Here is a 26,499-nt window from a genome sequence, read left to right as displayed (position 1 = left end):
CAAAAAAGACGCCTTAATGGGCGTCTTTTTTAGCTAGGTTCATGTTGATAATCAAGATTTGAGAAACGGTTATGTGATTTAGTAAAGATTAAATTAGCAGTCCCTCGAGCACCACTTCTGTTCTTTTCAATAATTACTTCAACTACACTTGTATCTTGATTTTCTTGTTCTTCTTCGTCATCACTATGGTAGTAGTCATCACGATATAAGAAAGCCACAATATCAGCATCTTGTTCGATTGATCCTGATTCACGAATATCAGATAAAATTGGTCGTTTGTCTTGTCTTTGTTCTACCCCACGAGAAAGTTGGGACAGTGCAATAACTGGTACGTGCAATTCTTTTGCTAGTTTTTTAAGTTGTCTTGAAATTTCAGAAACTTCTTGTTGACGACTTTCTTTACGGGTTCCTTCAATCAGTTGTAAGTAGTCAATTACCACAATGCCAAGGTCACCTTGTTCTTTTTGGAGACGTCTTGTTTTGGCACGAATTTCTGCCATTTTAATTCCCGGAGTATCGTCAATAAAAATATTAGTTTTATCAAGTGACCCAGCAGCCACAACCAATCGACGCCATTCTTCATCAGTTAAGTTACCAGTTCTTAAATGCTGGGCATCGATTAGACCTTCTGAACAAAGCATTCGGCTCACCAATTGCTCTGCCCCCATTTCAAGACTGAAAATAGCAACGGTTTTCTCGGTTTTAATACCAATAGCTTGACAAATATTCAAAGCAAAGGCAGTTTTACCCACACCTGGACGAGCGGCTAAAATAATCAGCTCATCTTCATGAAAACCGGTTGTTAAATTATCTAAAGCTTTAAATCCAGTGCCAAGTCCCGTGATATTTTCAGCATTTTCAGGAATTGAATTAATTTGTGTTAACGTCGTATCTAATACTTGATGAATCGTTTTAAAGCCGTTTTGACCATTAGCTTGAGAAACATTTAAAATTTTACGTTCGGCATCATCTAAAATTGTCGTCACATCAGTATCTTCTTCAAAAGATTCTGAAATGATTGATTGTGAAGCCGAAATCAATCGCCTAAGTAGGGCTTTACGTTGGACGATTTTTGCATAATAAACGATATTAGCCGCCGTTGGCACCGCTTCAGCTAATTCACTAATGTATGAAACGCCACCTATATCTTCTAATTGTTTACGTCGTTTCAATTCATCTGTCAACGTCACAACGTCTATTGCTTTATCTTGCCCATTTAATTCAAGCATCGCAGCAAAAACTACTTGATTAGCATGACGATAAAAATCGTCAGTCGTAATTAACTCAGAAGCTTCCACAATTGCTTCTGGATCTAAAAATATAGCCCCTAAAACTGATTTTTCAGCTTCTTCATCACGTGGCATATTTTGTGCAATAAATTGGTTATCCATAATTCACCTTCTCTTTATAACTAAATAAAAAGCCACTCACGTGACTTTTATTCAGCAACAACATGTACTCTGATTTTACCTTCAACGCCTGTAAATAATTTTACTGGAACGTTTGTGTAGCCCAATGTACGAATTGGGTTTGATAATTCAATTTTTCTTTTATCTAATTTTACTTTAAATTGTTGTTCTAGTGCTTTAGCAATTTGTTTGCTTGGTACAGAACCAAATAAGCGACTATCTTCCCCTGATTTGGCCTTGATTTCAACAACGGTTTCATCTTCTTCAAGAAAATCCTTCAATTTTAATGCTTCATCTTTTTCTTCTTGGTAAGCTTTAGCTTCCGCATTTTTCTTACCTTTTAAAGCACTAACTGCAGCAGGTGTTGCTTCTTTTGCTTTATTATTTTTAATCAAAAAGTTTTGAGCATAGCCATTAGGGACTTCTTTAATTTCCCCGCGTTTTCCTTTGCCTCGTACATCTTCTAAAAATATAACTCTCATTATGATAGTCCTCCCTTATTCTTGTTCTTCTGGTTCTTCTTCTGCTTGATATGTTTCAATTGCCTCGATTAATTGCTCACTAGCCACATCAATCGTTTCATCTTTAAGCTGGGTAGCTGCATTGGATAAATGACCGCCACCGCCTAATTTTTCCATGATGACTTGAACGTTGACTTTACCTACAGAACGAGCAGAAATACCAATCGTGTTTTTATCACGTCTAGTGATAATAAAAGCAGCTTCAATATTATCTAAAGATAAGCTCATATCAACAGCTTGTGCCGCAACGATTGGATCATAAATCTGATCATCTTCACCTTTTAATAATGCCATACCAGGCTTGATAATTTCAATTGTTGAAATCAAGTGATTACGATTAATAAATTGGTTTAAATCTTCTTTCAATAAATCTTGAATCAATTTATTATCAGCCCCAACTGACCGTAAATAACTTGCCGCATCAAAGGTTCTGGTTCCTGTTCTAAGTGAAAATGACTTCGTATCGACAATAATTCCAGCAAGCATAGCAGAAGCTTCAATCTTGGTAATATTATCAGCTTTTTTAGGTTGATATTCAAGCATCTCTGTCACTAATTCACAAGTTGATGACGCATAAGGTTCAATATAAACCAACATTGGGTTTTCAGGAAACTCTTCTCCACGACGGTGGTGATCAATAACAACCGTTGAATTTTCAAGTTTTTCGTACAATTCAGAACTTTCTGACATCGAAGGTTTTGAATGATCAACCATCACTAATAACGATTTATCATCCGCCATACTCAAGGCTTGTTGAGGGGTAATAAATCGTTCAGCATCTTCTTCTTTATCTAAAAATAAGTCATATAATCGCTGAACATCATAATTAAGATGTGCGTTATCTAAAACAACATACGCCTTTTTATTATTCATTTTTGCGATTCGACTAATTCCAAGTGCTGCCCCAATAGCATCCATATCAGGATGTTTGTGACCCATCACAAAGATTTCATCACGATCTTTAATCGTATCTCGAAGTGCTTGGCTAACCATTCTAGCACGTACTCGTGTGCGTTTTTCCATTGGATTAGACTTTCCGCCGTAAAAACGAGCAGAATCAGTTTGGTTTTTAATCACTACTTGATCTCCTCCGCGACCTAATGCTAGGTCAAGGTTACGTTGAGCAAGCGTGGCAAGTTCACTTAAATCATCGACACCATAAGCAAAACCGATACTCAATGTAATCGGATAATTTTGTTTAGAAGTTTCTTCTCTAATTTTATCTAGGACAGTAAATCTATCACGCTCAGCATCGTTTAATTGATCAAAATGAGCCAAAATTAGAAAATGGTCATCATCAACACGTTTTAAGTACATTTGATATTGATTGGCCCATGACGTTAAGGTATGCGTAATATAGTTATTTAGTGATGAAATCGTTTGATCATCCATACTTTGAGATAATTCATCATAATTATCTAAAAATAGTTGTCCAATCGTCATTTTTTCAGATAAATAACGTTGTTCAATTTCAGCATAACGGGTCACATCAAGTAAATAAAGTACACCCAAGTCATCTTGAATACTCATTTCAAATTGACGTTTTCCCCACGTAACAACTTGATTTTCAATTGTTTGGCTGTCCACAGTTTTTTCCACTAGTGTGGACAAGTCATAATCAACGGCTGAAATCTTTTTACCAATTACTTCTTTATTTCCAAAGTAAAGTTGTAGATAAGGATTAACCCATTGAATTTGTTTTTGGTCATCGTAAAGTAAAATACCAATTGGCATTTTAATTAACGCTTCTTGTTCACCACGTTTAATCCGGTAGCTCAAATTTGACACAAAATTAGTGGTATTTTCCGATAAAATCATCGTACCGTAAATAAAACTAATCACCAGTAGTAAGAAGATAATAAAAATTATCATACCGAAGAATAAGTTTAATGCTAAACCAACAACTGCACCAATAATGCACAAAGCAAAAATAACAATCATTGCAATAGCTAATCGTATATCTTTTAAAAAGGTTGGTATCTCTATTTTTTGTAGTAGTTTTTTCATAAAGTATCCCCAATGATATTTTTATTTAACATTATTTAATTAATATCTATGCCTATTCTATCATAAAAGTCAAAAAATCGTCTTCGTGTAGTATAAGGTGCTAGATAAAAATAAAAAGCCTTGCAGAATGTGCAAAGCTTTTTATTTTTATCTATTAGGAAACATTTTAGTCTTCGACTACGAATGGTAATAGTCCCATAATACGTGCACGTTTTACGGCAATAGTCAACTTACGTTGGTTCTTTGCACTTGTACCCGTCACACGGCGTGGTAAAATTTTACCTCTTTCTGAGATAAAACGTTTCAACAAGTCTGTATCCTTGTAATCAATGTATTCGATATGGTTAGCCGCGATAAAATCAACTTTACGACGACGTCTTCCACCTCTTCTTTGTTGAGCCATGAGTGTTTCCCTCCTTTATTTAAAATGGTAGGTCATCATCTGAAATATCAATTGTATTTCCTGAATCCGCAAAAGGATCTGTGAATGATTGACTATCATTATTAGTTTGATGTTGCGTATTATTTTGTGCTGAGTAGTTAGAAGTTTGTTGGGATTGGTTTTGATTAAAACCACCGCCACCTTCTCTTCTTCTAGCATCAGCTTGAGATTTAGATTCAAGCAATGAGAAATTATCAACGACTACCTCAGTCACGAATACACGTTGACCATCAGCATTATCGTAAGATCTCGTTTGCAAACGTCCTTCAACGGCTACAAGAGAACCTTTATCCGTGAAATTCACAAAGTTTTCAGCAGCTTTACGCCAAATTACACAGTTGACAAAGTCAGCCTGACGCTCACCTTGAGCATTTGTGAATTGTCGGTTAACTGCCATCGTAAATGAGGCAACGGAAATACCGCTTCCTGTACTACGCAACTCCGGATCACGTGTTAAACGTCCGACAAGAACTACTCGATTTATCATAATTTCTCACCCCTTAAAGTCTCAGTTAATTAAGCTTCGATTTTTACTGTCATTGAACGTAAAATCGCTGAATCGATTTTTGCAAGACGGTCAAATTCGTTAATTGCATCTGCATTTTCTGCGTTTAAAACGACAATGTGGTAAGTACCTTCACGATACTTGTTCATTTCGTATGCAAAACGTTTTTTGCCCCAGTCTTTGGATTCAACAACTTCTGAACCGTTTTGGTTTAAAACGTTGTCGTAACGTTCAACAAGCGCTTGTTTACTTTCTTCATCAACGTCTGGTTTGATGATGTAAGTTACTTCGTATTTTGTTGTTGCCATGACTGTCACCTCCTTATGGTCTATGGCTCCCGATATTTGTGATCAAGAACAAGGAGTAAACTGAATTACTTCAGCCGGTAATAAATACCGATTACTCACGAGCATTTATTTTACCACAAGATCGTGTAATTTTCTAGTTAATTATCAGGTAATTTTTTAGTTATCTTTAATTACTTGAAGTATCTTCAGTTACATTATTTTCTGCCACTTCTTCTTCAGATTCGCTTTCTGGAACAGTTGTTAGGGTTGCAACTTTTGAGTTTTCACCGACTTTAATTAAACGAACACCTAAGGCTGCACGTCCTGTTTCAGAAACATTAGCTACTTTGAATCGAATCAAAACACCTTCATCAGTGATTAACATGATATCTTCATCCCCATTAACCACACGAATACCTGCAAGTGGACCATTCTTTTCAGTAACATTAACGGTCTTAATTCCTTTACCACCACGACCTTTAATTGGGTAATGGGTGGCTTTAGTTTGTTTACCGTAACCTTTTTCAGAAATAACCAATACGTTTGAATCTGGTGTAATGATATCAGAACCAATAACCGCGTCTTCTTCACGCAAACGAATACCTCGAACACCTGCAGCAGTTCTACCCATTGATCGAATAGATTCTTCGTCAAAAGTTACAGCGTAACCTTTGTGTGTGCCAATAAAAATAGTTTGTTGGCCGTCAGTAAGCAATACGTTGTTTAATTCATCATCATCTTTAAGTGTAATGGCACGAATACCTTTACTTCTGATGTTTTGGAAGTCACTAATTGGTGTGCGTTTTACTGTTCCGTGTTTAGTGATAAAGAACAAGAATTGATCTGCTTTTGATTCTTCAACACTAATAACAGTTTGAACTTTTTCATCAGAGTCAATGCCGAGTAAGTTAATAATTGGAATTCCTTTAGCCGCACGACCAAATTCTGGAATTTCATAACCTTTAGCACGGTAAACTTTACCCGTGTTTGTGAAGAATAGGACCACATCATGAGTAGATGTGAAAATCAGTTTTTCAATAAAGTCATCTTTATGAACGCCCATTCCTTTAATTCCACGACCACCACGGCGTTGAACTTTGAATTCATCTGCTGGCAAACGTTTAATATAGCCGTTGTGAGTCAAGGTTAGTAACACATCTTCACGTTCGATTAGATCTTCATCTTCAATGCTTAGCACTTCACCAACCATTAGTTCAGTACGTCTTTCATCACCGAATTTATCTTGAATTTCAAGTAATTCTTGATAAATAATTTCGTTGATACGTTCTTGACTACCTAAAATTGCTTCGTAATCGGCAATTTTTTCTTTAAGTTGGCGATATTCTTTTTCAATTTTTTCACGTTCAAGTCCGGTTAAACGAACTAAACGCATATCCAAAATAGCTTGGGCTTGCTTGTTAGATAATTGGTAATCATCCATCAATTGATTTTTAGCAATTTCAGACGTACTTGATTTACGAATAATTGAAATAATTGCATCAATATGATCTAACGCAATTTGCAAACCTTCCACAATGTGTAAACGTTTTTGGGCACGTGTCAATTCAAATTGTGTTCGACGACGAATAATATCTTCTTGGTGTTTCAAGTAATACGTTAGCATTTGTTTTAGATTTAATAGACGTGGTACACCATCAACGATAGAAACCATATTAAATCCAAATGAAGTTTGTAGTGAAGTTAGTTTATAAAGATTGTTCAAAATAACATTAGCACTAGCATCACGACGCACATCAATCACAATACGCATACCATCACGGTCAGATTCATCGTTTAAGTCAACAATACCTTCAATGCGTTTATCACGAGCCAATTCGGCTATTCTTTCGACTAATTTGGCTTTATTAACCATGTAAGGAATTTCCGTTACAATGATGCGTTCTTTGCCTTTTTTGTCGACCTCAATATCGGTTTTAGCACGTAAAGTAATGGTTCCTTTACCTGTTTCATAAGCTTTTTTGATACCAGATTTACCAATAACTAAACCACCTGTTGGAAAGTCAGGTCCTTTGATGGCTTCCATTAACTCTAAAATACTGATATCTGGGTTTTTCATTAATAAATGCAAACCACTAATCACTTCATTCAAGTTATGAGGTGGAATATTGGTTGTCATCCCAACCGCAATCCCGGTTGCACCGTTTACTAACAGGTTAGGAAAACGTGCAGGTAGAACATCTGGTTCGCGTTCTGAACCATCATAGTTGTCAGAATAATCAATCGTATCTTTGTTAATATCACGTAGCATTTCAAGGGCCATTTTGCTCATACGCGCTTCGGTATAACGCATCGCAGCAGCCCCATCACCATCGACAGACCCAAAGTTCCCATGACCATCAACTAGCATGTAACGGTAGCTGAAATCTTGTGCCATTCTAACCATTGACTGATAGATTGCACTATCACCGTGAGGGTGATACTTACCCATAACGTCTCCGACAATACGAGCAGATTTTTTATAAGGTTTATCCGGTGTTACCCCCAATTCATGCATACCGTATAAAATACGGCGGTGAACCGGTTTCATTCCATCACGGACATCAGGCAATGCACGGGCAACAATAACGCTAATGGCGTAATCCAAGAACGAGGATTGCATGGTTTCCGATAAATTAACATTCGTTATTCGTCTATCATTTGTATTATCCATTTTTGACCTCCTGATTAAACGTCAATGTTTTCAACATACTTGGCATTGTCTTCGATAAACTGACGTCTTGAGTCTACTTTGTCACCCATCAACATCGTAAAGATACTATCTGCTTCAACAGCATCTTGTGGATCAACACGATCTAAACGACGATTTTCAGGATTCATTGTAGTTTCCCAAAGTTGTTCAGCATCCATTTCTCCAAGTCCTTTATAACGTTGAACAACAGGTTTTGGACTTGGTGATAGTGTGCTAAGTAGTTCTTTTAATTCTTCATCACTATCAACATATTTCACCATTTTTCCTTGGCGAACTTGGTACAATGGTGGTTTTGCGATATAAACGTATCCGGCTTCAACCATTGGACGCATGTAGCGATAAAATAGTGTCAGTAGCAGAATTCGAATGTGTGCCCCATCGACGTCGGCATCGGTCATGATAATCAACTTGTGATAACGAGCTTTTGATACATCAAAGTCAGCTCCAAAACCAGTTCCTAATGCTGTAAATAATGTTCTGATTTCTTCGTTAGCTAAGATTTTATCCATGCTGGCTTTTTCAACATTTAAAATTTTACCTCGAATAGGCAAAATGGCTTGCGTTAAGCGTGAACGGCCTTGTTTTGCAGAACCACCAGCAGAATCACCCTCAACAATAAATAATTCAGAAATTTCAGGGTCTTTACTTGAGTTATCGGCCAACTTACCTGGTAAGTTGCTGATTTCAAGACCTGATTTTTTACGGGTTACTTCACGAGCACGTTTAGCTGCAACTCGAGCTTTTGATGCTAGTTGACCTTTTTCGACAATACGACGACCAACAGTTGGATTTTCCATTAAGAATTTGGCAAAAATTTCAGAGAAAAGACGTTCAGTAATCGTTCTTGCATCTGAGTTCCCCAATTTCGTTTTCGTTTGACCTTCAAATTGTGGGTCTGGATGTTTAATTGAGATAACGGCTGTCATCCCTTCACGGACATCTTCACCTGAAAGCTTGGCATCGTTATCTTTTAATAGACCGGTTTTTCTAGCATAGTCGTTGATAACACGTGTCAGTGCTGACTTAAATCCAGCTTCGTGTGTTCCACCTTCATAAGTGTGAATATTATTGGCAAAACTCATCAAGTTGGTATGATAGTCATCTGTGTATTGTAAAGCAACTTCAACTTGAATGTCGTCTTGATCAGCTTCCACATAAATTGGCGTATCAAATAACACTTCTTTATTTTGATTTAAATATTCAACATAACTTCTAATTCCACCTTCATAGTGGTAACTTAGCGTTTCAGGGTTTTCGATTCGCTTGTCAGTATAAGTTAGTTTCAACCCTTTATTTAAAAAGGCTAACTCACGAATACGTGTCGTTAAGACTTTACTATCAAAAGTTGTCGTTTCAGTAAAAATAGATGAATCAGGTACAAAGTGAACACGTGTTCCATGGCGATGTTCTGGCACTTCGCCCATTTCTTTCATTTGTGTTTTCACTTTACCACTGGTGAAATCGATATAATATTTCTTGCCATCACGCACAACTGTTACATCAAGTTCAGTTGACAAGGCATTGACAACAGAAGCCCCCACCCCGTGAAGTCCTCCTGAAACTTTATATCCGCCACCGCCGAATTTACCACCGGCATGTAAGATGGTGAAAACTGTTTCAAGAGCTGGACGTCCTGTTTTTTGTTGAATATCAACCGGAATTCCACGTCCGTTATCAGTAATGGTCACACTATTATCAGGTTCAATCTCAACATTGATTTCATCAGCAAAACCAGCTAATGCTTCATCAATCCCGTTGTCGATTATTTCCCATACTAAGTGGTGTAAACCTTGTGAACTAGTTGATCCGATGTACATTCCGGGTCTTTTTCTAACAGCTTCAAGTCCACCAAGAACTTGAATTTGACTAGCGTCATAAGACTTAGCACGTTCTTCTAATGCTTCAACTTGCTGTTGCTTTAAGCGGTCATCATTGTTTTGGGTCATTTTTAACTCCTTTTTTTACTAAATTTCCATTACTAACTTCGAAAATAGTCGGTTGATGCTTGAGTTCTTTTGAAACACTGGCTAAATCCGTTGTTGTAATAAAAGTTTGGATATCTTCGTCAATAATCTCAATTAAGGCTGCTTGTCGTTTACTGTCTAGTTCAGACAAAACATCATCTAACAGTAATATTGGACTTTCTTTGGTTACTTGTTTAATTAACTTGATTTCAGCCAACTTTAAACTCAAAACACAGCTTCTTTGCTGCCCTTGTGAGCCAAATGACTGTAAATCTTTCCCATTTATTTCAAACACAATATCATCACGATGAGGACCTAACAGTGTTGTCCCCAGTTTGATTTCACGACTTTGAACTTTTGAAAATTGTTCAATTAAAAAATCGACAACTGATTGCTTGTCGTTTTTGTGTTTAAAATCGTAATTTGTAGTTTGATAATTAAAGGACAACTTTTCGGTTTGCTGACTAATCTGAAAGTGAATACTTTGAGCTAACTTTTCAAGATGAGCCACATACTTCATTCTCAACTCAATCACAGTTGCCGCAACTTCCACCAACTGACGTGTTAAAACTTCTAAATATAAAAAGTCTGGTTCTTTTTGATAACTCATTTTCTTCAAAAACGTGTTACGTTGCTTTAACAATCGCTGATAGCGGGCTAGTAACGTCAGATAACGATTATCAATTTGACCAAATTCTAAGTCAATGAATCGTCGGCGTTGAGCGGGTGACCCCTTAACCAAGTTTAAGTTTTCTGGAGAAAACAAAACCACATTTAATTGCCCAATATAAGCAGATAAACGTTTTTGTTCCAGATGGTTGATACTTGCTTTTTTACCTCGATTGGCGGTTACTAACTCCAAAACGTTGGAAGTTTGTCTTTTATAAATTCGGGAAGAAACTTTGGCAAAAGGTGAATCAAAATAAATTAACTGACGATCATTATTCGTTCGATGAGACCTCGCAAAGGCTAAATAATAAATCGATTCCAGTAAATTAGTTTTACCTTGTGCATTTTTTCCAATAAAAATATTAATAGTTGGCGAAAATTGAACATTTAATTCTTTGTAGTTACGGTAGTTAGTTAAGTTTAATTGTTTTAAGTACATTGCGATTATTCCAAAACAACCTAATTCTTAATTCGAACTAAATCACCATTAATATTGACAATATCTCCTGGATATAACTTTTTGCCACGACGATTTTCAAATTCATCGTTTAATTTCACAGGAAACTCTTGCAAATACCATTTGGCTTGCCCTCCTGTTGAAATATAACCTAATTCTTTTAATGCCTGAGTCAATGTTATATAGGTCTCTTTAATTGTTAAGTCTTGAATTGTCATTTCCCCCAATCTTCGTAAAAACAGTCGGTTTGTCACTATCTATTATACGTTTTTTTGGAGTAAAGCACAAACTTAAAACCGATATTTTTAATCTCTGACAAATTTTAGCGTTTGACTTTGTAAACTACCCAAAAAATATAAAATCGCTGAGAATAGGGAAAATTTGGAAAATAAAAAAAGACCACAATTTTGTGGTCTTTTTTTAAAATGTTCGAACTGGCGTAATTAATTGCACGAATTGGCCATCATTTTCTTTTGGAACAACTGTAAAGGGTCTTAGCGGTTGTGTGAATTTCATAGTGATTTGATCTGTCTTGAAAGCTCTGAGAGCCGATTTTAAGTAATCTGGGTTAAATGAAATTTCAAGGCTTTCTCCCACTAACGTTTCAACGTTTAAAATTTCTTCTACATTACCCACTTCAGGAGAGTTTCCATAAAGGACAACTTGATGTAGTTCCGGGTTGATAACTAAACGAACCACATTGTTACGACTTTCATGCGTTAACAGACTAGCACGTTCTAAAGCACTGAAGATTTTTGAACTATTAAATGTAATATCAGTTGTTGAACTGTCAGGCAACAAACGGTCAGTTTCAGGATAAGTACCTTCAAGTAAACGAGAATAAAAAGATAAGTGACCAATTGTAAACAAGATTTGGTTTTCACTCATTTGAATTTGAATATTATCATCCACATCACTTAAAATTCTTGAAAGTTCAGTTAGACTTTTACCTGGAATAATAAAATCTAAAATCGTATCTGGACCGTTTTCAATTTTTAAAATACGTTGAGATAAACGGTGGCTGTCAGTAGCAACAGCTTTGACTTGTTCATTTGAAATAACAAAATGAACCCCAGTTAAAATTGGACGACTTTCTTGCGTTGATACCGCAAAGTTAGTTTGATTAATCAAGTTACGCAAAGTTTTACCATTTAATTCAAATTGAAGATCCTTTGATACTTGTGGTAGACGAGGGTAGTTGTCTGCATCTAATCCATTAATTAAAAATTCAGAACTGCCTGATTTAATTACTGTTTGTAAATTTTCTTTAACTTCAAATGTAAAGATTGCTTCAGGTAATTTTTTAACAATTTCACTAAAGAATCTAGCAGGTAAAACAATGCTACCTTCGCTTTGTATTTGTAGTTCATTATCTTTAATCATAGTTGATTTAATTGAAATGTCTGAATTGCTTCCAGTTAAAATTAATCCTTCTTGAGATAAGTCTAATTTAATTCCTGTCAAAATAGGAATTGTTGTCTTAGAAGAAATAGCCCGCATAACATGGTTTAAATGATTAATAAATTTATTACGATCGATTGTAAATTTCATCTCAAAAATCCTCTTTCTCTATTTAATTTATATTTATATATAGTTAGTAATAGTAGTAGGTACTGTGGATACTGTTAATAAGTATGTTGATAGTTGATTATATCAGTATTTTACCTGTGTATAAACTGTGTATAAGTCAGGGTGTTTTTCCACACTAGTTGTGTGTAAGTTTTTGGGTAATATCGTTAATTTGATTCTTAATATCAGAGTCTATTTTAACTAATTCTGTAATTCGCTCGTGTGCATGCATCACAGTTGTATGATCTTTACCACCAAATTCTTGACCAATTTTAGGTAATGACTTATCGGTCATATTGCGTGATAGATACATGGCAATTTGACGAGGAAGAACGATTGTTTTAACTCGCTTTTTACCTTTCAAATCACTTGTAGAAACTTGATAATAGTTAGCCACGACTTCTTGAATTTTTGCAATTGTGACACTGCTAAATTGTTGGACTAAGTTCAGATTCTGTAAGGCTTCTTGAGCAAGTTGAGGGTTAATATCTTGACGCTTAATTGTCGCATGAGCTTGTACGCGAACTAATGCACCTTCAAGATTTCTAATGTTAGTATCAACTTGTTTAGCGATATAGCTAATCGTTGCATCATTGATTTTAATTTTTTCAGCATCTGCTTTTTTCTTCAAAATCGCGATTCGTGTTTCAAAATCAGGTGGTGTAATTTCGACCTGTAATCCCCATGCAAAGCGGTTGCTTAGCCTTTCAGAAAGACTTTTGATTTCGTTAGGTAGGCGATCACTTGTCATAACAATTTGTTTTTGATTACTATAAAGCGTTTCAAATGTATGGAAAAATTCTTCTTGAATACCTTGTTTATTAGCAAAAAATTGAATATCGTCCACCAAGAAGAGGTCAGCATTACGATATTTACGGCGAAAAGCTTCTTGCGTATTATTTTTGATGGAATTAATTAAGTCGTTTACAAAAGTTTCACTTTGAATGTAAACAACGCGACAATTAGGATCTTCTCTTAACATTTGGTGAGCAATAGCTTGCATTAAATGCGTTTTTCCAAGACCAACGCCACCAAAAATAAAGAGTGGATTATAAAAATCACCAGGGTTATCAGCAATAGCCATGGCAGCTCCCGCAGCTAACTTGTTGCCCTCTCCCTGAACAAAGGTATCGAATGTATATTTATTATTTAGGCGTAAATCAGATGCTAATTTTGCATGCTGGGTATCGTTAGAACTAGTTTCAGGACGTTCTTTAGATGTTTGAATAGGCTGTTGTTTTGATGCGTAGGTAGTTGATTGAGCTTCAGGTTGTTGTTGACTTTCAACATAGAAGATAGGTGATATCTCTAAATCGGCATAACCATAGGCTTCTTGAATAAGGTCAGAAGACAGATTCTTTTCCCAGTAGCCCTTACTAACAGCTGTTTCAACACTAATTGTCATTTGCTTAGTGTTTTCATCAAATGAAATGGGATGAGTGTTTCTAAACCAAGCGTTGTAAGTCACTTCGTTATAACGTTTTTTCATCTCGTTAGTAAAATATTCCCAAAAACTATTTAAGTTAAACAATCAGTTGTTCCTCCAATCTTATAAAAATAAAAGTAATAGCAAAAATTATTTTAACATTTTATAAGGCACTTTTCCACAGTGTCAAAAAATACTTTTCCACAAAAACACAAGTGTGAATAACTTTAATAACGAGGTTGTGGATAAAGTCAGAGAGAATAGAAGAATTATTTTTTAATTTCTAAATATCAGATAAAAACATTTATAGAATAACAATCTAAGCCTGTGGATAAAAAATATAGTCATATTTTATTTGTGGATAAAACTGTTAGTTAATCTGTGGATAAAAAAAACGAGAAAAATAGTAATTATTTTATCCACATAGTTATCCACTATTATTGTACCTATAATAAAGTGGAGTTAATTTGAAATAAAGTAGACTTATTTATTTTTATATGCTAAAATTTAACAGTATTGTGCTTATATACATTACAGTAATTTATAAAATAATGACGTAACAGTCGAAAGCACTCGAAACAACTAGGAGGTGCAAAAACATGTCAAAAAGAACTTACCAACCTAAAAAACGTCACCGTCAACGTGTTCACGGTTTTAGAAAACGTATGAGTACTAAGAACGGCCGCAAAGTTTTAGCACGACGCCGTCGTAAAGGTAGAAAAGAATTATCTGCTTAAGGCCACTGAATAAACTTCAGTGGTTTTTTTGTTATATAAGGTGGAAATACTCAAATGAGAAAAAAGTATCGTATAAAAAAAGAACAAGAGTTTCAGACTGTGTATCAAGGTAAAAACTCTTGTGCGAATCGAGCTTTTGTTATTTACCAGATGTCTAAGCCTAATCAAAAGCATTTTAGAGTTGGCATATCTGTCGGAAAAAAAGTGGGTCATCATGCTGTTGTTAGAAATCGGTTGAAACGCTATATTCGTCAAACATTAACTGAAGAGTTACAAGACTTACCAAAAGAATTGGATTTTTTAGTGATTGCTCGACCATATATTCGTGATTTTACAATGGCAGAGGTTAGACAGAATCTAAGACATGCTTTAAAAGTTGCTCATATTTTAGAAAAATAAATGTTTACTCAAGGAGATAGAATTGACTAAGTTTATAAAGAAACATCGTAAAAAGATATTACTGATGGCAACGTTGATGTTGTTCACATTAGTATTAACCGGTTGTTCATCTACTAATCAGCCAATTGATCCAAACACCACAAACTTTTGGGATCGTTACATTTTATATAACATGTCTCAATTATTGATTTGGATTTCAAAAAGTGTCGGCAATAATCCTGGACTAGCGATTATTATCTTTACTATCGTTGTGAAAATTATTTTATTACCATTAAATGTAATTTCAATGCGTAATATGAAAAAAATGTCACAATTGAAACCGCAAATGGATGAAATTAAGAAAAAATATCCAGGTAAAGATGCTCAAAGTCAAAGACAAGTTCAAGTTGAAACTCAAAAATTGTACTCTGAACAAGGAATTAATCCCATTTCGGGTTGTTTACCAATGCTACCGCAATTACCTATCTTGCTGGCGTTATATTCTTCAATTTTAAGAACGCCAGAACTACAAGTGGGTCGATTCTTATGGATGGAGTTAGGAAAAGCAGATCCATACTTTATCATGCCAATCCTTTCAGCACTATTAACACTGGCTACTTCATATATTAGTTCAATGCAACAGCCTGATAGTAATGCGACAACTAAGATTATGACTTTCGTACCGGCAATCATGATTTTGATTGTTGGGTTGAATTTACCGTCAGCTTTGACTATTTACTGGGTAGCTTCAAACTTGTTCCAATTGGCACAAACATTTATTTTCCAAAATCCGTTCAAATATCAACGTGAAATGCGTGAAAAAGAACAACAAGAACGTGATCGTCGTCGTAAAATAAATAAAGCTAAAAAGAAAATTTACAAAAAATAATAAAAAAATCTCAGACTTAAGTCTGAGATTTTTTTATAGCTGAATATGACGAAGATCATCAACATCTGACCAATGTGCATCATAACCTTTTCCTTTTTTAAAAAAGATTGAATTAGCTGTATTTTCTAGGTCACTTTCTGGATCATAATTGATAGTGTTAATCAGTTCAGTTTGATTTTGGGCAGGGAAGTACCCTTTTAGCTGTGTCGTAAGACGTCCTTTATTTTTAGTAAAGGAAGCGAAAGTTAAAGGATAGTCGGTAAAATTGGAAACGGGAACTGCACCTTCAATGAGAGTAGAATCCGCTGAAATTTCAGTAGTAGGGTCTAACTCACCACCCATTCGTGTAATATCTGCACTGACTTTACCAATTAAGTCGCTTGGAACCGTGATTTTTAAAGCAAACCACGGTTCAAGTAGGTGATTAGTTGCTCTTATTTTCATTAATCCTTGGCGAATGGCACGGTAAGTGGCTTCTCTGAAGTCGCCCCCCTTAGTTTCAGGATAATGTGCACGACCACTTAGTAAAGTGATGGTCAAATCGGTTATTGGTGAACCGGTTAAAACACCAAGATGTGTTTTTTCAGTGAGATGAGTCATAATTCGAGATTGGAAGTTAATATCTAATTCTTCTCGACTACAATTATTTTTGACAATAATACCTTGACCGGGTTGACCTGGTTCAAGTTTCAAAGCCACTTCAGAGTAATGTCTTAACGGTTCAAAATGTCCAAAACCAATAACAGGTTCAGTGATGGTTTCTTTATAAAGTACACTAGGTGACAGAAAATCGATTGCGATATTAAATCGCTCTAAGAACGTTTCTTTTAAATAATCCATTTGAATTGTCCCCACGATACTAATGTAAAGTTCGTTGAGGTCTTTTTTGTATCTTAAATGTAGCATCGGATCTTCATCAGCAAGTAAATAAAAATGGCTAATCATCTCATCGAATTGGCTAGTATCTTTTGCGATAACTTGCACTTCATAAACTGGTTCACGAGTTAGTGAAATAGGTTTTGGTAGGTCGGTTTGATTAACACCTGTCCCGCCCATAAATTCACCAGGAGATCCTTCAGTCAAACCGGTCATAACCACAATATCGCCTGTTTTAGCAGTTGTCGTTTTAGTTAGTTTGCGACCTTCAGGATAAAAAATTTCATTAATTTTAAGATTATTTTCTGATTGGGCTAAGGTTACTTTTTCTTTTGAATGAAATTGACCTGAAATAATTTTGGCGTGGACTTGGGTAAGATTATTTTTGTCATGAGAAATCTTATAGATTTGAGCGATAGGATTGTCTTGGTTGAGTTCATCTAGTTCAATGATATCAAGCAACATCAATAAATCTGAAACGCCAGCAAAAGTAACGGCTGAACCGTAAATAGTGGGCATAATCTTTCGTTGTTTAATAGCCGAACTCAAAAGTTGGTGTTGTTTTGTTTGTGATACTTTTTTTGATTGTAACATCAACTCTAACCAATCATCGTCTAACATAGCCCAATCTTCTAAAAATTGATGATCAGGATTTAAAGAAGTATGATCAAAGGGCAATGTTTGAGCAGAAAAACGGCTTATTTCTTGTTTAAGTGCAGGAATATCGACGGTTTCAACATCTGTTTTATTGACAAAAAGTAAAACAGGAACCTGATATTGTTCACATAATTCAGAAATTGTTTCCGTATAGCCTGTAATACCATCAGTCGCACTAACAATCAAAATAGCAATATCGACAACTTGTAAAATTCGCTCCATTTCAAAAGTCAAATCCATATGTCCCGGGGTATCAATAAAAGTATAAGGTTGGTCGTGAGACTTAAAACTGACAGGTTTACTTGAAAAAGTAATTTTGCGTCGTCTTTCAATCGGTTCATTATCCAAAACGGTTGTGCCTTTATTAACATTACCAACTTGTTCGATGATGTGATTTTTATAGAGTATAGCTTCCATCAATGTGGTTTTGCCACCATCAACGTGTGAAAAAACACCAATTGTTTTATTTTGAAAAGTCATGAAATCCTCCTTTATTTTAGTGCTAAAGAAAAGGAACGTCTCATCGTGATAGTGAGAACATTCCTTAAATTTAAAATTAATTAATCCATCTTGTCGTATTTGAAATTTGGGAACAAGAACTTATCCGCTAAATCAACAATTTTTCCTTGGAAGAATAAAGCGAAAATTGTCCCAATATTAACAGCTGATAGTTGTTGTGAAACTGCAAAAATAATGATAATAACAATGATAGGTGGCGTAAAAGTTAGTAGTTGTGCACTAACAGGGTTACCTTTGGTGTAATTAAAACGAATAACTTTCATTAAATCATCAACAGGATGCATAATTAAATTAACACGTTGATAAAGTGAAATACCACAGCCAATAAAAACAATACCAATTAAATCGATAATTAGCTTGATAATGTAAGGTAATTCAGGAAGTGGTGTCATCATCAGTAGAGAGGTCAAGTAGTTAACGACCAAACTAAAAAGGACCATAAAGATAATGTTACCTAGTACCTGTTTCCATTTGAATTTTCGAAGTAAAATAACGGTGAGGACGGCTGCAAAAAGTGCTGTTCCAAAAAGTGTTGTTCCTAGATTCCATGAAAAGAAATTGCTAATATTAACGGCACTAGCCGTCCAAAGTGCTGAACCTAAATTCATTGAGACGGTTAACGCATTACCCAATCCATTGATAAAAATAGCAAACGCAAGAAAAAATAGTCGCGAAGCCATACTGTTTTTTTGATTCATTGTGAGCTCCTTTTTTATAGTCTGATACTATCATAGATAATTAAAGCAAAATAAGCAAAGAAATAATCTAAGTTTTTACAACATATAATGGTAGAAACTCGTAAAAAAGTAAAAAATGTTTCACGTGAAAACATCGAAACATTGACAAATTTGGCGAATATCGCTATATTTTAAATAAATGAATATCGATAAAGTAGTCAAGGTGCTTTATCCACTCAAAGATTGAGCTTTCAGTGGATATCTAGCACCTTTTTTATTTCAAGGAGGAATTATGGCCACTGCTGTTACGGAATACGATACGATAGCTGCGATTTCAACGCCGATAGGTGAAGGTGCAATTTCAATTGTGAGATTGTCTGGTGAAGATGCAGTAGAACAAGTTAACCGCTTATTTAAAGGAAAAGATTTGACGGAAGTTGATAGTCATACCATTCACTACGGTCATATTTTGGATGCTACTACAAAAAAACCACTTGATGAAGTGATGGTAAGTGTGATGCGTGCACCTAAAACATTTACCCGTGAAGACATTGTCGAGATTAATTGTCACGGTGGTGTGGTGGCAACTAATAAAATTTTACAAAACTTTCTTGGTGAAGAAGTTCGTTTAGCTGAACCTGGAGAATTTACAAAAAGAGCCTTTTTAAATGGGCGTATTGATTTAACACAAGCAGAATCTGTGATGGATTTGATTCGTGCCAAAACTGATAAAGCCATGCAAGTGGCGGTTAATCAATTAGATGGTCAATTGAATAACTTAATTCATAATTTGAGAGAAGAAATTTTACAAGTTTTAGCTCAAGTTGAAGTTAATATTGATTATCCTGAATACGATATGGACGACATGACGACCCAATTACTGCTTGAAAAAGCCCAACATATCCAAACTCAAATCGATAGTCTACTTCAAACAGCTAAGCAAGGAAAAATTTTACGTCATGGATTAGCAACAGCCTTAGTTGGACGTCCAAATGTTGGGAAATCTTCCTTGTTAAATTATTTAATCAAAGAAGACAAAGCCATTGTAACGGACATTGAAGGGACAACCCGTGATGTTTTAGAAGAGTATGTCAACGTTCGTGATGTGCCGTTGAAGTTGGTCGATACCGCCGGGATTCGTCAAACTAAAGATGTTGTTGAAAAGATTGGTGTAGAACGTTCTAAAAAAGCAATTAACGATGCGGATTTAGTGTTAGTGGTACTAAATGCAGCAGAAGAATTAACGGATGAAGATCGCCAATTACTTGAGTTAACTGCAGACAAGAATCGAATTATTTTGTTAAATAAAATTGACTTAGATCAAAAATTAACGGCTGCTGAGTTAACACAAACGGTTGGTGAAACACCTGTAATTGAAATTAGTGTACAAAATACCCAAGGACTCGATCAACTTGAAGAACAAATTGCAACGATGTTCTTTGGTGGAATTGAAACTAATCAGACTGATGTGATGGTGACAAATGCTCGTCAAATTGGCTTGTTAACGCAAGCGCAACACAGTTTAGATGAAGTGATTGCTGGAATTGCAAATGGCATGCCAATTGATTTAGTGCAAATTGATATGACAGCTTGTTGGGATAAATTAGGTGAAATCACGGGTGAAAGTGCACCTGATGAATTAATCACCCAGCTATTTAGCCAGTTCTGTCTAGGAAAATAATGAGGAGAGATTAAACACATGAAGACATATGATTCATATGATTACGATGTTATTGTCGTAGGTGCTGGACATGCGGGTTCAGAAGCGGCACTTGCTTCAGCTAGAATGGGTCAAAAAACCCTATTATTAACAATCAACTTAGATATGGTAGCCTTTATGCCATGTAATCCATCAATTGGTGGTCCTGCTAAAGGAATTGTTGTGCGTGAAGTTGATGCTTTAGGTGGTCAAATGGGCCAAAATATTGACCAAACCTATATTCAAATGAGAATGTTAAATACAGGTAAAGGACCAGCGGTTCGAGCACTACGTGCACAAGCTGATAAAAATCAATACCACGAAACAATGAAACAGGCAATTGAACAAGAAGACAATCTAACGCTAAGACAAGGATTGGTTGAAGATTTAATTGTTGAAGATGGTGTTTGCCAAGGCGTTTTAACAAATACAGGGGCTAAATACTACGCTAAATCAGTTGTCTTAACAGCCGGAACTTCTTCACGTGGAAAAATTATTATCGGTGAATTGATGTATTCATCAGGTCCAAATAATTCACTTCCTTCTATTAAACTATCTGAAGGTCTTGAACGTTTAGGGTTCAAGTTAAACCGATTCAAAACCGGAACACCTCCTCGTGTTGATAAAAATACGATTGATTTTTCTAAAACAGAAGAACAACCAGGAGATACTAAACCAAATCACTTTTCATATCAAACCAAAGATGAAGATTACGCAATTGATCAAATTAGTTGTTGGATGACTTATACTAACGAAAATACTCACGACATCATTCGTCAAAATCTTGACCGTGCCCCAATGTTTTCAGGTGTGATTGAAGGGGTGGGTCCTCGTTACTGTCCATCTATTGAAGATAAAATTGTGCGTTTTGCAGATAAGCCTCGTCACCAACTATTTTTAGAACCAGAAGGTCGCCACACAGAAGAATACTATGTCGGTGATTTTTCAACATCAATGCCAGAAGACGTTCAATTGAAAATGTTGCACTCGGTTGAAGGACTTGAAAAAGCTGAAATGATGCGTCCAGGTTACGCAATTGAATATGATGTGATTGAGCCTTGGCAATTGACTCATACCTTAGAAACTAAAGTGGTTAAAAACTTATTTACAGCGGGTCAAATGAACGGAACTTCAGGATATGAAGAAGCAGCCGGACAAGGAATTGTGGCCGGAATTAACGCTGCACGTCGTGCTCAAGGTAAAGAAGGCTTTACTTTGAAACGTGATGAAGCTTATATTGGTGTGATGATTGACGACTTAGTAACCAAAGGAACAGCTGAACCTTATCGCTTACTAACTAGTCGTGCTGAATATCGTTTGATTTTGCGTCATGATAATGCTGACCTACGTTTAACTCAAAAAGGACATGACTTAGGTTTGGTACAAGAACCTCAATTTGAACGATTCACACAGAAAAAAGAACAAATCGAAGCTGTTTTAAAACAATTTCAAACAACACGTCTTAAACCAACTGATGAATTACAAACTTATTTAGAAGAAAACAACCAAGCTAAATTGAAAGACGGTATTTTGGCTAGTGAATTGCTAAAACGTCCAGGGATTAGTTATGGTGATGTTGAACAGTTTATGGCTATTGATCACGATATTGATCGTTATGTTAAAGAACAAGTGGAAATTTCACTTAAATATGAAGGTTATATCAAAAAAGAACAAGGTAAAATCGATAAATTACGTCGCTTAGAGTCTAAAAAGATTCCAAAGAACATCGATTATGAAGCTATTAATGGCTTAGCCACAGAATCTCGCCAAAAATTGATGAAAATTAGACCTGAATCTATCGCTCAAGCTAGTCGTATTAGTGGGGTGAATCCTGCTGATGTTGGTATTTTGAGTGTTTACATTCAACAAGGTCGGATTGCAAAATTAGAAAACCCAGTGGAATAGTAAGGTTTAGATCATATTTGGAGAGAATATAATGAAAAAAGGACATAAGTTTGAGTCGTTACCAATTGCGATTATGCTATCAATAGTCGGCGGATTTGTTGATGCCTTTAGTTACTTGCATCTTGGTCACGTCTTTTCTGCTTTGCAGACAGGGAATATTGTTTTGCTTGGGTTAAATATCGCGACATTTAATATAGGAGCGATTTTTCACTATCTATTGCCGATCATTTCATTTTTAATTGCAAGTGCGATAGCTAACTTTGTCGAATTATCGGGACCAAAGTTAACCAGTTTTGTTTGGCAAGAAATCGTGATTTATATTGAATTGATAGGATTATTAATTACTCGTTTATTAATTAACCAGCTAGATACTACTGTTATAGTTAGTATGTTGTCATTCTTTATGGCGTTTCAAGTGCACTCTTTTAGAGTGGTAAACGATCACCCATATGCTTCAGCTATGAACACAGGAAATCTAAAAAAAGTTGGGAACTCTGCTATTGCTTATTTATTGGGAGAGAACAAAAGTCAAAATAAAACGATATTTATTGACTGCCTACTTATTATTTTGAGCTTTGTACTGGGTGCTATTCTCAGTTCATGGCTTTCCAGCTGGTTTGGAATTAACGCAATTTTCTTTCCAATGATGTTATTGATTGGTATTTTAATACTTGTAAGACGGGAATAAAAGTTGATTTAAAAGGATTTTCGCCCTTTTGAATCAACTTTTTTTATTTTTTATCAAAAAAGTGTTGCTAAGGACACAAATCGATGGTATTATATTTTTTGTCGTTAAATAACGACGCAATACGAAATAAAGAAATCAAAAAGATTTCAAAGAAGGTATTGCAAAACAACTTAATAAATGCTATTATATTCTTTGTCGTTGAAAAGCGGCAGCTAAGCAACTCAAATAAATTTAAAAAAGATTTAAAAAAAGAGTTGCAAAGCGAAAGAGAACATGGTATATTAATTAAGTCGTCAAGTTGAGCGATAAGTTATTGATTCATAAGAAAAAAATAATTTAAAAAACTTCTTGACACTGATTAACAGCTTTGATATAATAGAGAAGTTGTTAAACAAGTAGACCTTTGAAAACTGAACAAAGTTTCGCATAAATGTGTGGGGGTAATTAACCCCAAGCAATGAGCGAAGTCAATTCGCTAGTAAGTTTTAAAAAGAGCAAGTCAAACAATCTTAAAATGAGAGTTTGATCCTGGCTCAGGACGAACGCTGGCGGCGTGCCTAATACATGCAAGTCGAACGAGTTTGCTCTTATGATGGTAGTGCTTGCACTACTTGACTAAGAATCCAAACGAGTGGCGGACGGGTGAGTAACACGTGGGTAACCTACCCTAAAGCGGGGGATAACATTTGGAAACAGATGCTAATACCGCATAACAATAAGAATCGAATGTTTCTTATTTGAAAGATGGTTTCGGCTATCACTTTAGGATGGACCTGCGGCGTATTAGCTAGTTGGTAAGGTAATGGCTTACCAAGGCGATGATACGTAGCCGACCTGAGAGGGTGATCGGCCACATTGGGACTGAGACACGGCCCAAACTCCTACGGGAGGCAGCAGTAGGGAATCTTCCACAATGGACGAAAGTCTGATGGAGCAACGCCGCGTGAGTGAAGAAGGGTTTCGGCTCGTAAAACTCTGTTGTTAGAGAAGAAAGATAGTAAGAGTAACTGTTTATTATTTGACGGTAACTAACCAGAAAGCCACGGCTAACTACGTGCCAGCAGCCGCGGTAATACGTAGGTGGCAAGCGTTGTCCGGATTTATTGGGCGTAAAGCGAGCGCAGGCGGCTAATTAAGTCTGATGTGAAAGCCTTCGGCTTAACCGGAGAAGTGCATTAGAAACTGATTAGCTTGAGTGCAGAAGAGGAGAGTGGAACTCCATGTGTAGCGGTGAAATGCGTAGATATATGGAAGAACACCAGTGGCGAAGGCGACTCTCTGGTCTGTAACTGACGCTGAGGCTCGAAAGCGTGGGTAGCAAACAGGATTAGATACCCTGGTAGTCCACGCCGTAAACGATGAGTGCTAAGTGTTGGAGGGTTTCCGCCCTTCAGTGCTGCAGCTAACGCATTAAGCACTCCGCCTGGGGAGTACGACCGCAAGGTTGAAACTCAAAGGAATTGACGGGGGCCCGCACAAGCGGTGGAGCATGTGGTTTAATTCGATGCAACGCGAAGAACCTTACCAGGTCTTGACATCTTTTGACCACCTAAGAGATTAGGTTTTCCCTTCGGGGACAAAATGACAGGTGGTGCATGGTTGTCGTCAGCTCGTGTCGTGAGATGTTGGGTTAAGTCCCGCAACGAGCGCAACCCTTATTACTAGTTGCCAGCATTAAGTTGGGCACTCTAGTGAGACTGCCGGTGACAAACCGGAGGAAGGTGGGGATGACGTCAAATCATCATGCCCCTTATGACCTGGGCTACACACGTGCTACAATGGATGGTACAACGAGCAGCGATACCGCGAGGTTTAGCTAATCTCCTAAAACCATCCTCAGTTCGGATTGCAGGCTGCAACTCGCCTGCATGAAGCTGGAATCGCTAGTAATCGCAGATCAGCATGCTGCGGTGAATACGTTCCCGGGCCTTGTACACACCGCCCGTCACACCATGAGAGTTTGTAACACCCGAAGCCGGTGAGGTAACCTTTTGGAGCCAACCGTCTAAGGTGGGACAAATGATTAGGGTGAAGTCGTAACAAGGTAGCCGTAGGAGAACCTGCGGCTGGATCACCTCCTTTCTAAGGATATACGGAAACACACATTTGAAACTTTGTTTAGTTTTGAGAGGTTTACTCTCAAACGTTGAACATTGAAAACTGAATATGATTTAAGAACCAAAAGCCGAGGTTATCGGAAAGATAATCAAACACCGCGTTTTTAAGAGTAAATTAAAGAGAAATCACAGGTTAAGTGATAAAGGGCGCATGGTGGATGCCTTGGCACTAGGAGCCGATGAAGGACGGGACAAACACCGAAATGCTTTGGGGAGTTGTAAGTAAGCTTTGATCCAGAGATATCCGAATGGGGGAACCCACTAAGAGTAATCTTAGTATCTGTATGTGAATACATAGCATGCAGGAGGAAGACGCGGGGAACTGAAACATCTCAGTACCTGCAGGAAGAGAAAGAAAAATCGATTTCCTGAGTAGCGGCGAGCGAAACGGAAGAAGCCCAAACCAAGAAGCTTGCTTCTTGGGGTTGTAGGACTACAATAACGGACTTAAATAAGATAGAAGAATGAGTTGGGAAGCTCAGCCAAAGAAGGTGACAGCCCTGTATTTGAAATCTTGTTTATACCAAAGTAGTATCCTGAGTACGGCTGGACACGAGAAATCCAGTCGGAATCCGGGAGGACCATCTCCCAAGGCTAAATACTCCCTAGTGACCGATAGCGAACCAGTACCGTGAGGGAAAGGTGAAAAGCACCCCGGGAGGGGAGTGAAATAGATCCTGAAACCATGTGCCTACAAGTAGTCAAAGCCCGTTAATGGGTGATGGCGTGCCTTTTGTAGAATGAACCGGCGAGTTACGTTATGATGCAAGGTTAAGTTGAAGAGACGGAGCCGAAGCGAAAGCGAGTCTGAATAGGGCGAATAAGTATCATGATGTAGACCCGAAACCAAGTGACCTATCCATGTCCAGGTTGAAGATGCAGTAAAATGCATTGGAGGACCGAACCCACGTACGTTGAAAAGTGCGGGGATGAGGTGTGGATAGCGGTGAAATTCCAAACGAACTTGGAGATAGCTGGTTCTCTCCGAAATAGCTTTAGGGCTAGCCTTGGAGTAAAGGATCGTGGAGGTAGAGCACTGTTTGGACTAGGGGCCCGTCAAGGGTTACTGAATTCAGATAAACTCCGAATGCCATTGATCTATATCCAGGAGTCAGACTATGAGTGATAAGATCCGTAGTCGAAAGGGAAACAGCCCAGATCACCAGTTAAGGTCCCAAAATTTATGCTAAGTGGAAAAGGATGTGGCATTGCGTAGACAACTAGGATGTTGGCTTAGAAGCAGCCATTCATTTAAAGAGTGCGTAATAGCTCACTAGTCGAGTGACGCTGCGCCGAAAATGTACCGGGGCTAAGCATAATACCGAAACTGTGGATGTGTTATTTATAACACGTGGTAGGAGAGCGTTCTAAGGGCGAAGAAGGTAGATTGT

At 36.8% G+C, this 26,499-nt stretch carries 20 protein-coding genes and 2 rRNA genes (1 of these 22 cut by a window edge); 8 read left to right on the top strand and 14 right to left on the bottom strand.

What is annotated here, in order from left to right:
• Positions 1–29: 29 nt before the first annotated feature.
• The 12 genes from dnaB to dnaA all read right to left on the bottom strand — a co-directional run bounded on the left by dnaB (position 30) and on the right by dnaA (position 14,071).
• The gene (gene dnaB, locus R4Y45_RS01170) at positions 30–1,391 is read right to left on the bottom strand and encodes a replicative DNA helicase (protein WP_339968408.1); all 1,362 of its coding nucleotides are present in this window, start codon (positions 1,389–1,391) and stop codon (positions 30–32) included.
• 47 nt (positions 1,392–1,438) lie between these two features.
• On the bottom strand, positions 1,439–1,891 hold the full coding sequence (gene rplI / locus R4Y45_RS01165) for a 50S ribosomal protein L9 (protein WP_339968405.1): 453 nt from the start codon (positions 1,889–1,891) through the stop codon (positions 1,439–1,441).
• Positions 1,892–1,906: 15 nt separating this feature from the next.
• Positions 1,907–3,937 (bottom strand): DHH family phosphoesterase, encoded by a 2,031-nt coding sequence (locus tag R4Y45_RS01160; protein ID WP_339968402.1) that lies wholly within the window; start codon positions 3,935–3,937, stop codon positions 1,907–1,909.
• 166 nt (positions 3,938–4,103) lie between these two features.
• On the bottom strand, positions 4,104–4,340 hold the full coding sequence (gene rpsR / locus R4Y45_RS01155) for a 30S ribosomal protein S18 (protein WP_339968399.1): 237 nt from the start codon (positions 4,338–4,340) through the stop codon (positions 4,104–4,106).
• 19 nt (positions 4,341–4,359) lie between these two features.
• A complete protein-coding gene (gene ssb, locus R4Y45_RS01150; protein WP_339968396.1) occupies positions 4,360–4,866 on the bottom strand; it encodes a single-stranded DNA-binding protein in 507 nt (168 codons plus the stop codon).
• Positions 4,867–4,895: 29 nt separating this feature from the next.
• Complete coding sequence (gene rpsF, locus R4Y45_RS01145; RefSeq protein WP_339968394.1) at positions 4,896–5,192, bottom strand: 30S ribosomal protein S6; 297 nt, start codon at positions 5,190–5,192, stop codon at positions 4,896–4,898.
• Between the two features lie 166 nt (positions 5,193–5,358).
• Positions 5,359–7,842 (bottom strand): DNA gyrase subunit A, encoded by a 2,484-nt coding sequence (gene gyrA / locus R4Y45_RS01140; protein ID WP_339968392.1) that lies wholly within the window; start codon positions 7,840–7,842, stop codon positions 5,359–5,361.
• A gap of 14 nt (positions 7,843–7,856) precedes the next feature.
• Positions 7,857–9,827: a DNA topoisomerase (ATP-hydrolyzing) subunit B gene (gene gyrB / locus R4Y45_RS01135; RefSeq protein ID WP_339968390.1), complete on the bottom strand. Its 1,971-nt coding sequence runs from the start codon at positions 9,825–9,827 to the stop codon at positions 7,857–7,859.
• Positions 9,811–10,953 carry a DNA replication/repair protein RecF gene (recF, locus tag R4Y45_RS01130; RefSeq protein WP_339968388.1) on the bottom strand — a complete coding sequence of 381 codons (1,143 nt, stop codon included), beginning with the start codon at positions 10,951–10,953 and terminating at the stop codon, positions 9,811–9,813. The genes gyrB and recF overlap by 17 nt, the downstream gene beginning before the upstream one ends.
• A 20-nt stretch (positions 10,954–10,973) precedes the next feature.
• The gene (gene yaaA, locus R4Y45_RS01125) at positions 10,974–11,189 is read right to left on the bottom strand and encodes a S4 domain-containing protein YaaA (protein WP_339970232.1); all 216 of its coding nucleotides are present in this window, start codon (positions 11,187–11,189) and stop codon (positions 10,974–10,976) included.
• A gap of 202 nt (positions 11,190–11,391) precedes the next feature.
• The gene (gene dnaN, locus R4Y45_RS01120; protein WP_339968386.1) at positions 11,392–12,522 is read right to left on the bottom strand and encodes a DNA polymerase III subunit beta; all 1,131 of its coding nucleotides are present in this window, start codon (positions 12,520–12,522) and stop codon (positions 11,392–11,394) included.
• 154 nt (positions 12,523–12,676) lie between these two features.
• A complete protein-coding gene (gene dnaA, locus R4Y45_RS01115) occupies positions 12,677–14,071 on the bottom strand; it encodes a chromosomal replication initiator protein DnaA (RefSeq protein ID WP_339968384.1) in 1,395 nt (464 codons plus the stop codon).
• A gap of 494 nt (positions 14,072–14,565) precedes the next feature.
• Between dnaA and rpmH the strand changes: the two genes are divergently transcribed.
• The 3 genes from rpmH (at position 14,566) to yidC (ending at position 15,970) form a co-directional block, all read left to right on the top strand.
• Positions 14,566–14,703, top strand: coding sequence for a 50S ribosomal protein L34 (gene rpmH, locus R4Y45_RS01110; RefSeq protein ID WP_339968382.1), 138 nt, complete (start codon positions 14,566–14,568; stop codon positions 14,701–14,703).
• Between the two features lie 54 nt (positions 14,704–14,757).
• Positions 14,758–15,102 carry a ribonuclease P protein component gene (gene rnpA, locus R4Y45_RS01105; protein ID WP_339968380.1) on the top strand — a complete coding sequence of 115 codons (345 nt, stop codon included), beginning with the start codon at positions 14,758–14,760 and terminating at the stop codon, positions 15,100–15,102.
• 64 nt (positions 15,103–15,166) lie between these two features.
• Positions 15,167–15,970 (top strand): membrane protein insertase YidC, encoded by an 804-nt coding sequence (gene yidC, locus R4Y45_RS01100; protein ID WP_339970231.1) that lies wholly within the window; start codon positions 15,167–15,169, stop codon positions 15,968–15,970.
• A 33-nt stretch (positions 15,971–16,003) separates the two neighbouring features.
• On the opposite strand, the gene R4Y45_RS01095 is transcribed toward yidC, so the two are convergent.
• Positions 16,004–17,983, bottom strand: a complete 1,980-nt coding sequence (locus R4Y45_RS01095; protein WP_339968377.1) for a translation factor GTPase family protein — start codon at positions 17,981–17,983, stop codon at positions 16,004–16,006.
• 80 nt (positions 17,984–18,063) lie between these two features.
• A complete protein-coding gene (locus R4Y45_RS01090; protein ID WP_339968375.1) occupies positions 18,064–18,720 on the bottom strand; it encodes a YczE/YyaS/YitT family protein in 657 nt (218 codons plus the stop codon).
• Positions 18,721–18,991: 271 nt separating this feature from the next.
• Here R4Y45_RS01090 and mnmE point away from each other — a divergent pair, with 271 nt between their 5' ends.
• From mnmE to R4Y45_RS01065, 5 genes are all read left to right on the top strand, one after another.
• Complete coding sequence (gene mnmE, locus R4Y45_RS01085; RefSeq protein ID WP_339968373.1) at positions 18,992–20,380, top strand: tRNA uridine-5-carboxymethylaminomethyl(34) synthesis GTPase MnmE; 1,389 nt, start codon at positions 18,992–18,994, stop codon at positions 20,378–20,380.
• A gap of 18 nt (positions 20,381–20,398) precedes the next feature.
• Entirely contained in the window at positions 20,399–22,303 is a 1,905-nt protein-coding gene (mnmG, locus tag R4Y45_RS01080) for a tRNA uridine-5-carboxymethylaminomethyl(34) synthesis enzyme MnmG (protein WP_339968371.1), read from the top strand.
• Positions 22,304–22,334: 31 nt separating this feature from the next.
• The gene (locus R4Y45_RS01075; protein ID WP_339968368.1) at positions 22,335–22,991 is read left to right on the top strand and encodes a YoaK family protein; all 657 of its coding nucleotides are present in this window, start codon (positions 22,335–22,337) and stop codon (positions 22,989–22,991) included.
• Positions 22,992–23,501: 510 nt separating this feature from the next.
• Positions 23,502–25,073, top strand: a 16S ribosomal RNA gene (locus tag R4Y45_RS01070).
• Positions 25,074–25,239: 166 nt separating this feature from the next.
• A 23S ribosomal RNA gene (locus R4Y45_RS01065) occupies positions 25,240–26,499 on the top strand; it runs 1,653 nt beyond the window's last position.
• The 16S and 23S rRNA genes sit together here, the layout of an rRNA operon.

This window comes from Holzapfeliella saturejae (assembly GCF_037546065.1).
GTDB lineage: Bacteria > Bacillota > Bacilli > Lactobacillales > Lactobacillaceae > Holzapfeliella > Holzapfeliella saturejae.
The sequence above is the reverse complement of the archived record's forward strand: the minus strand, read 5'-3'. Positions and strand labels throughout refer to the sequence as shown.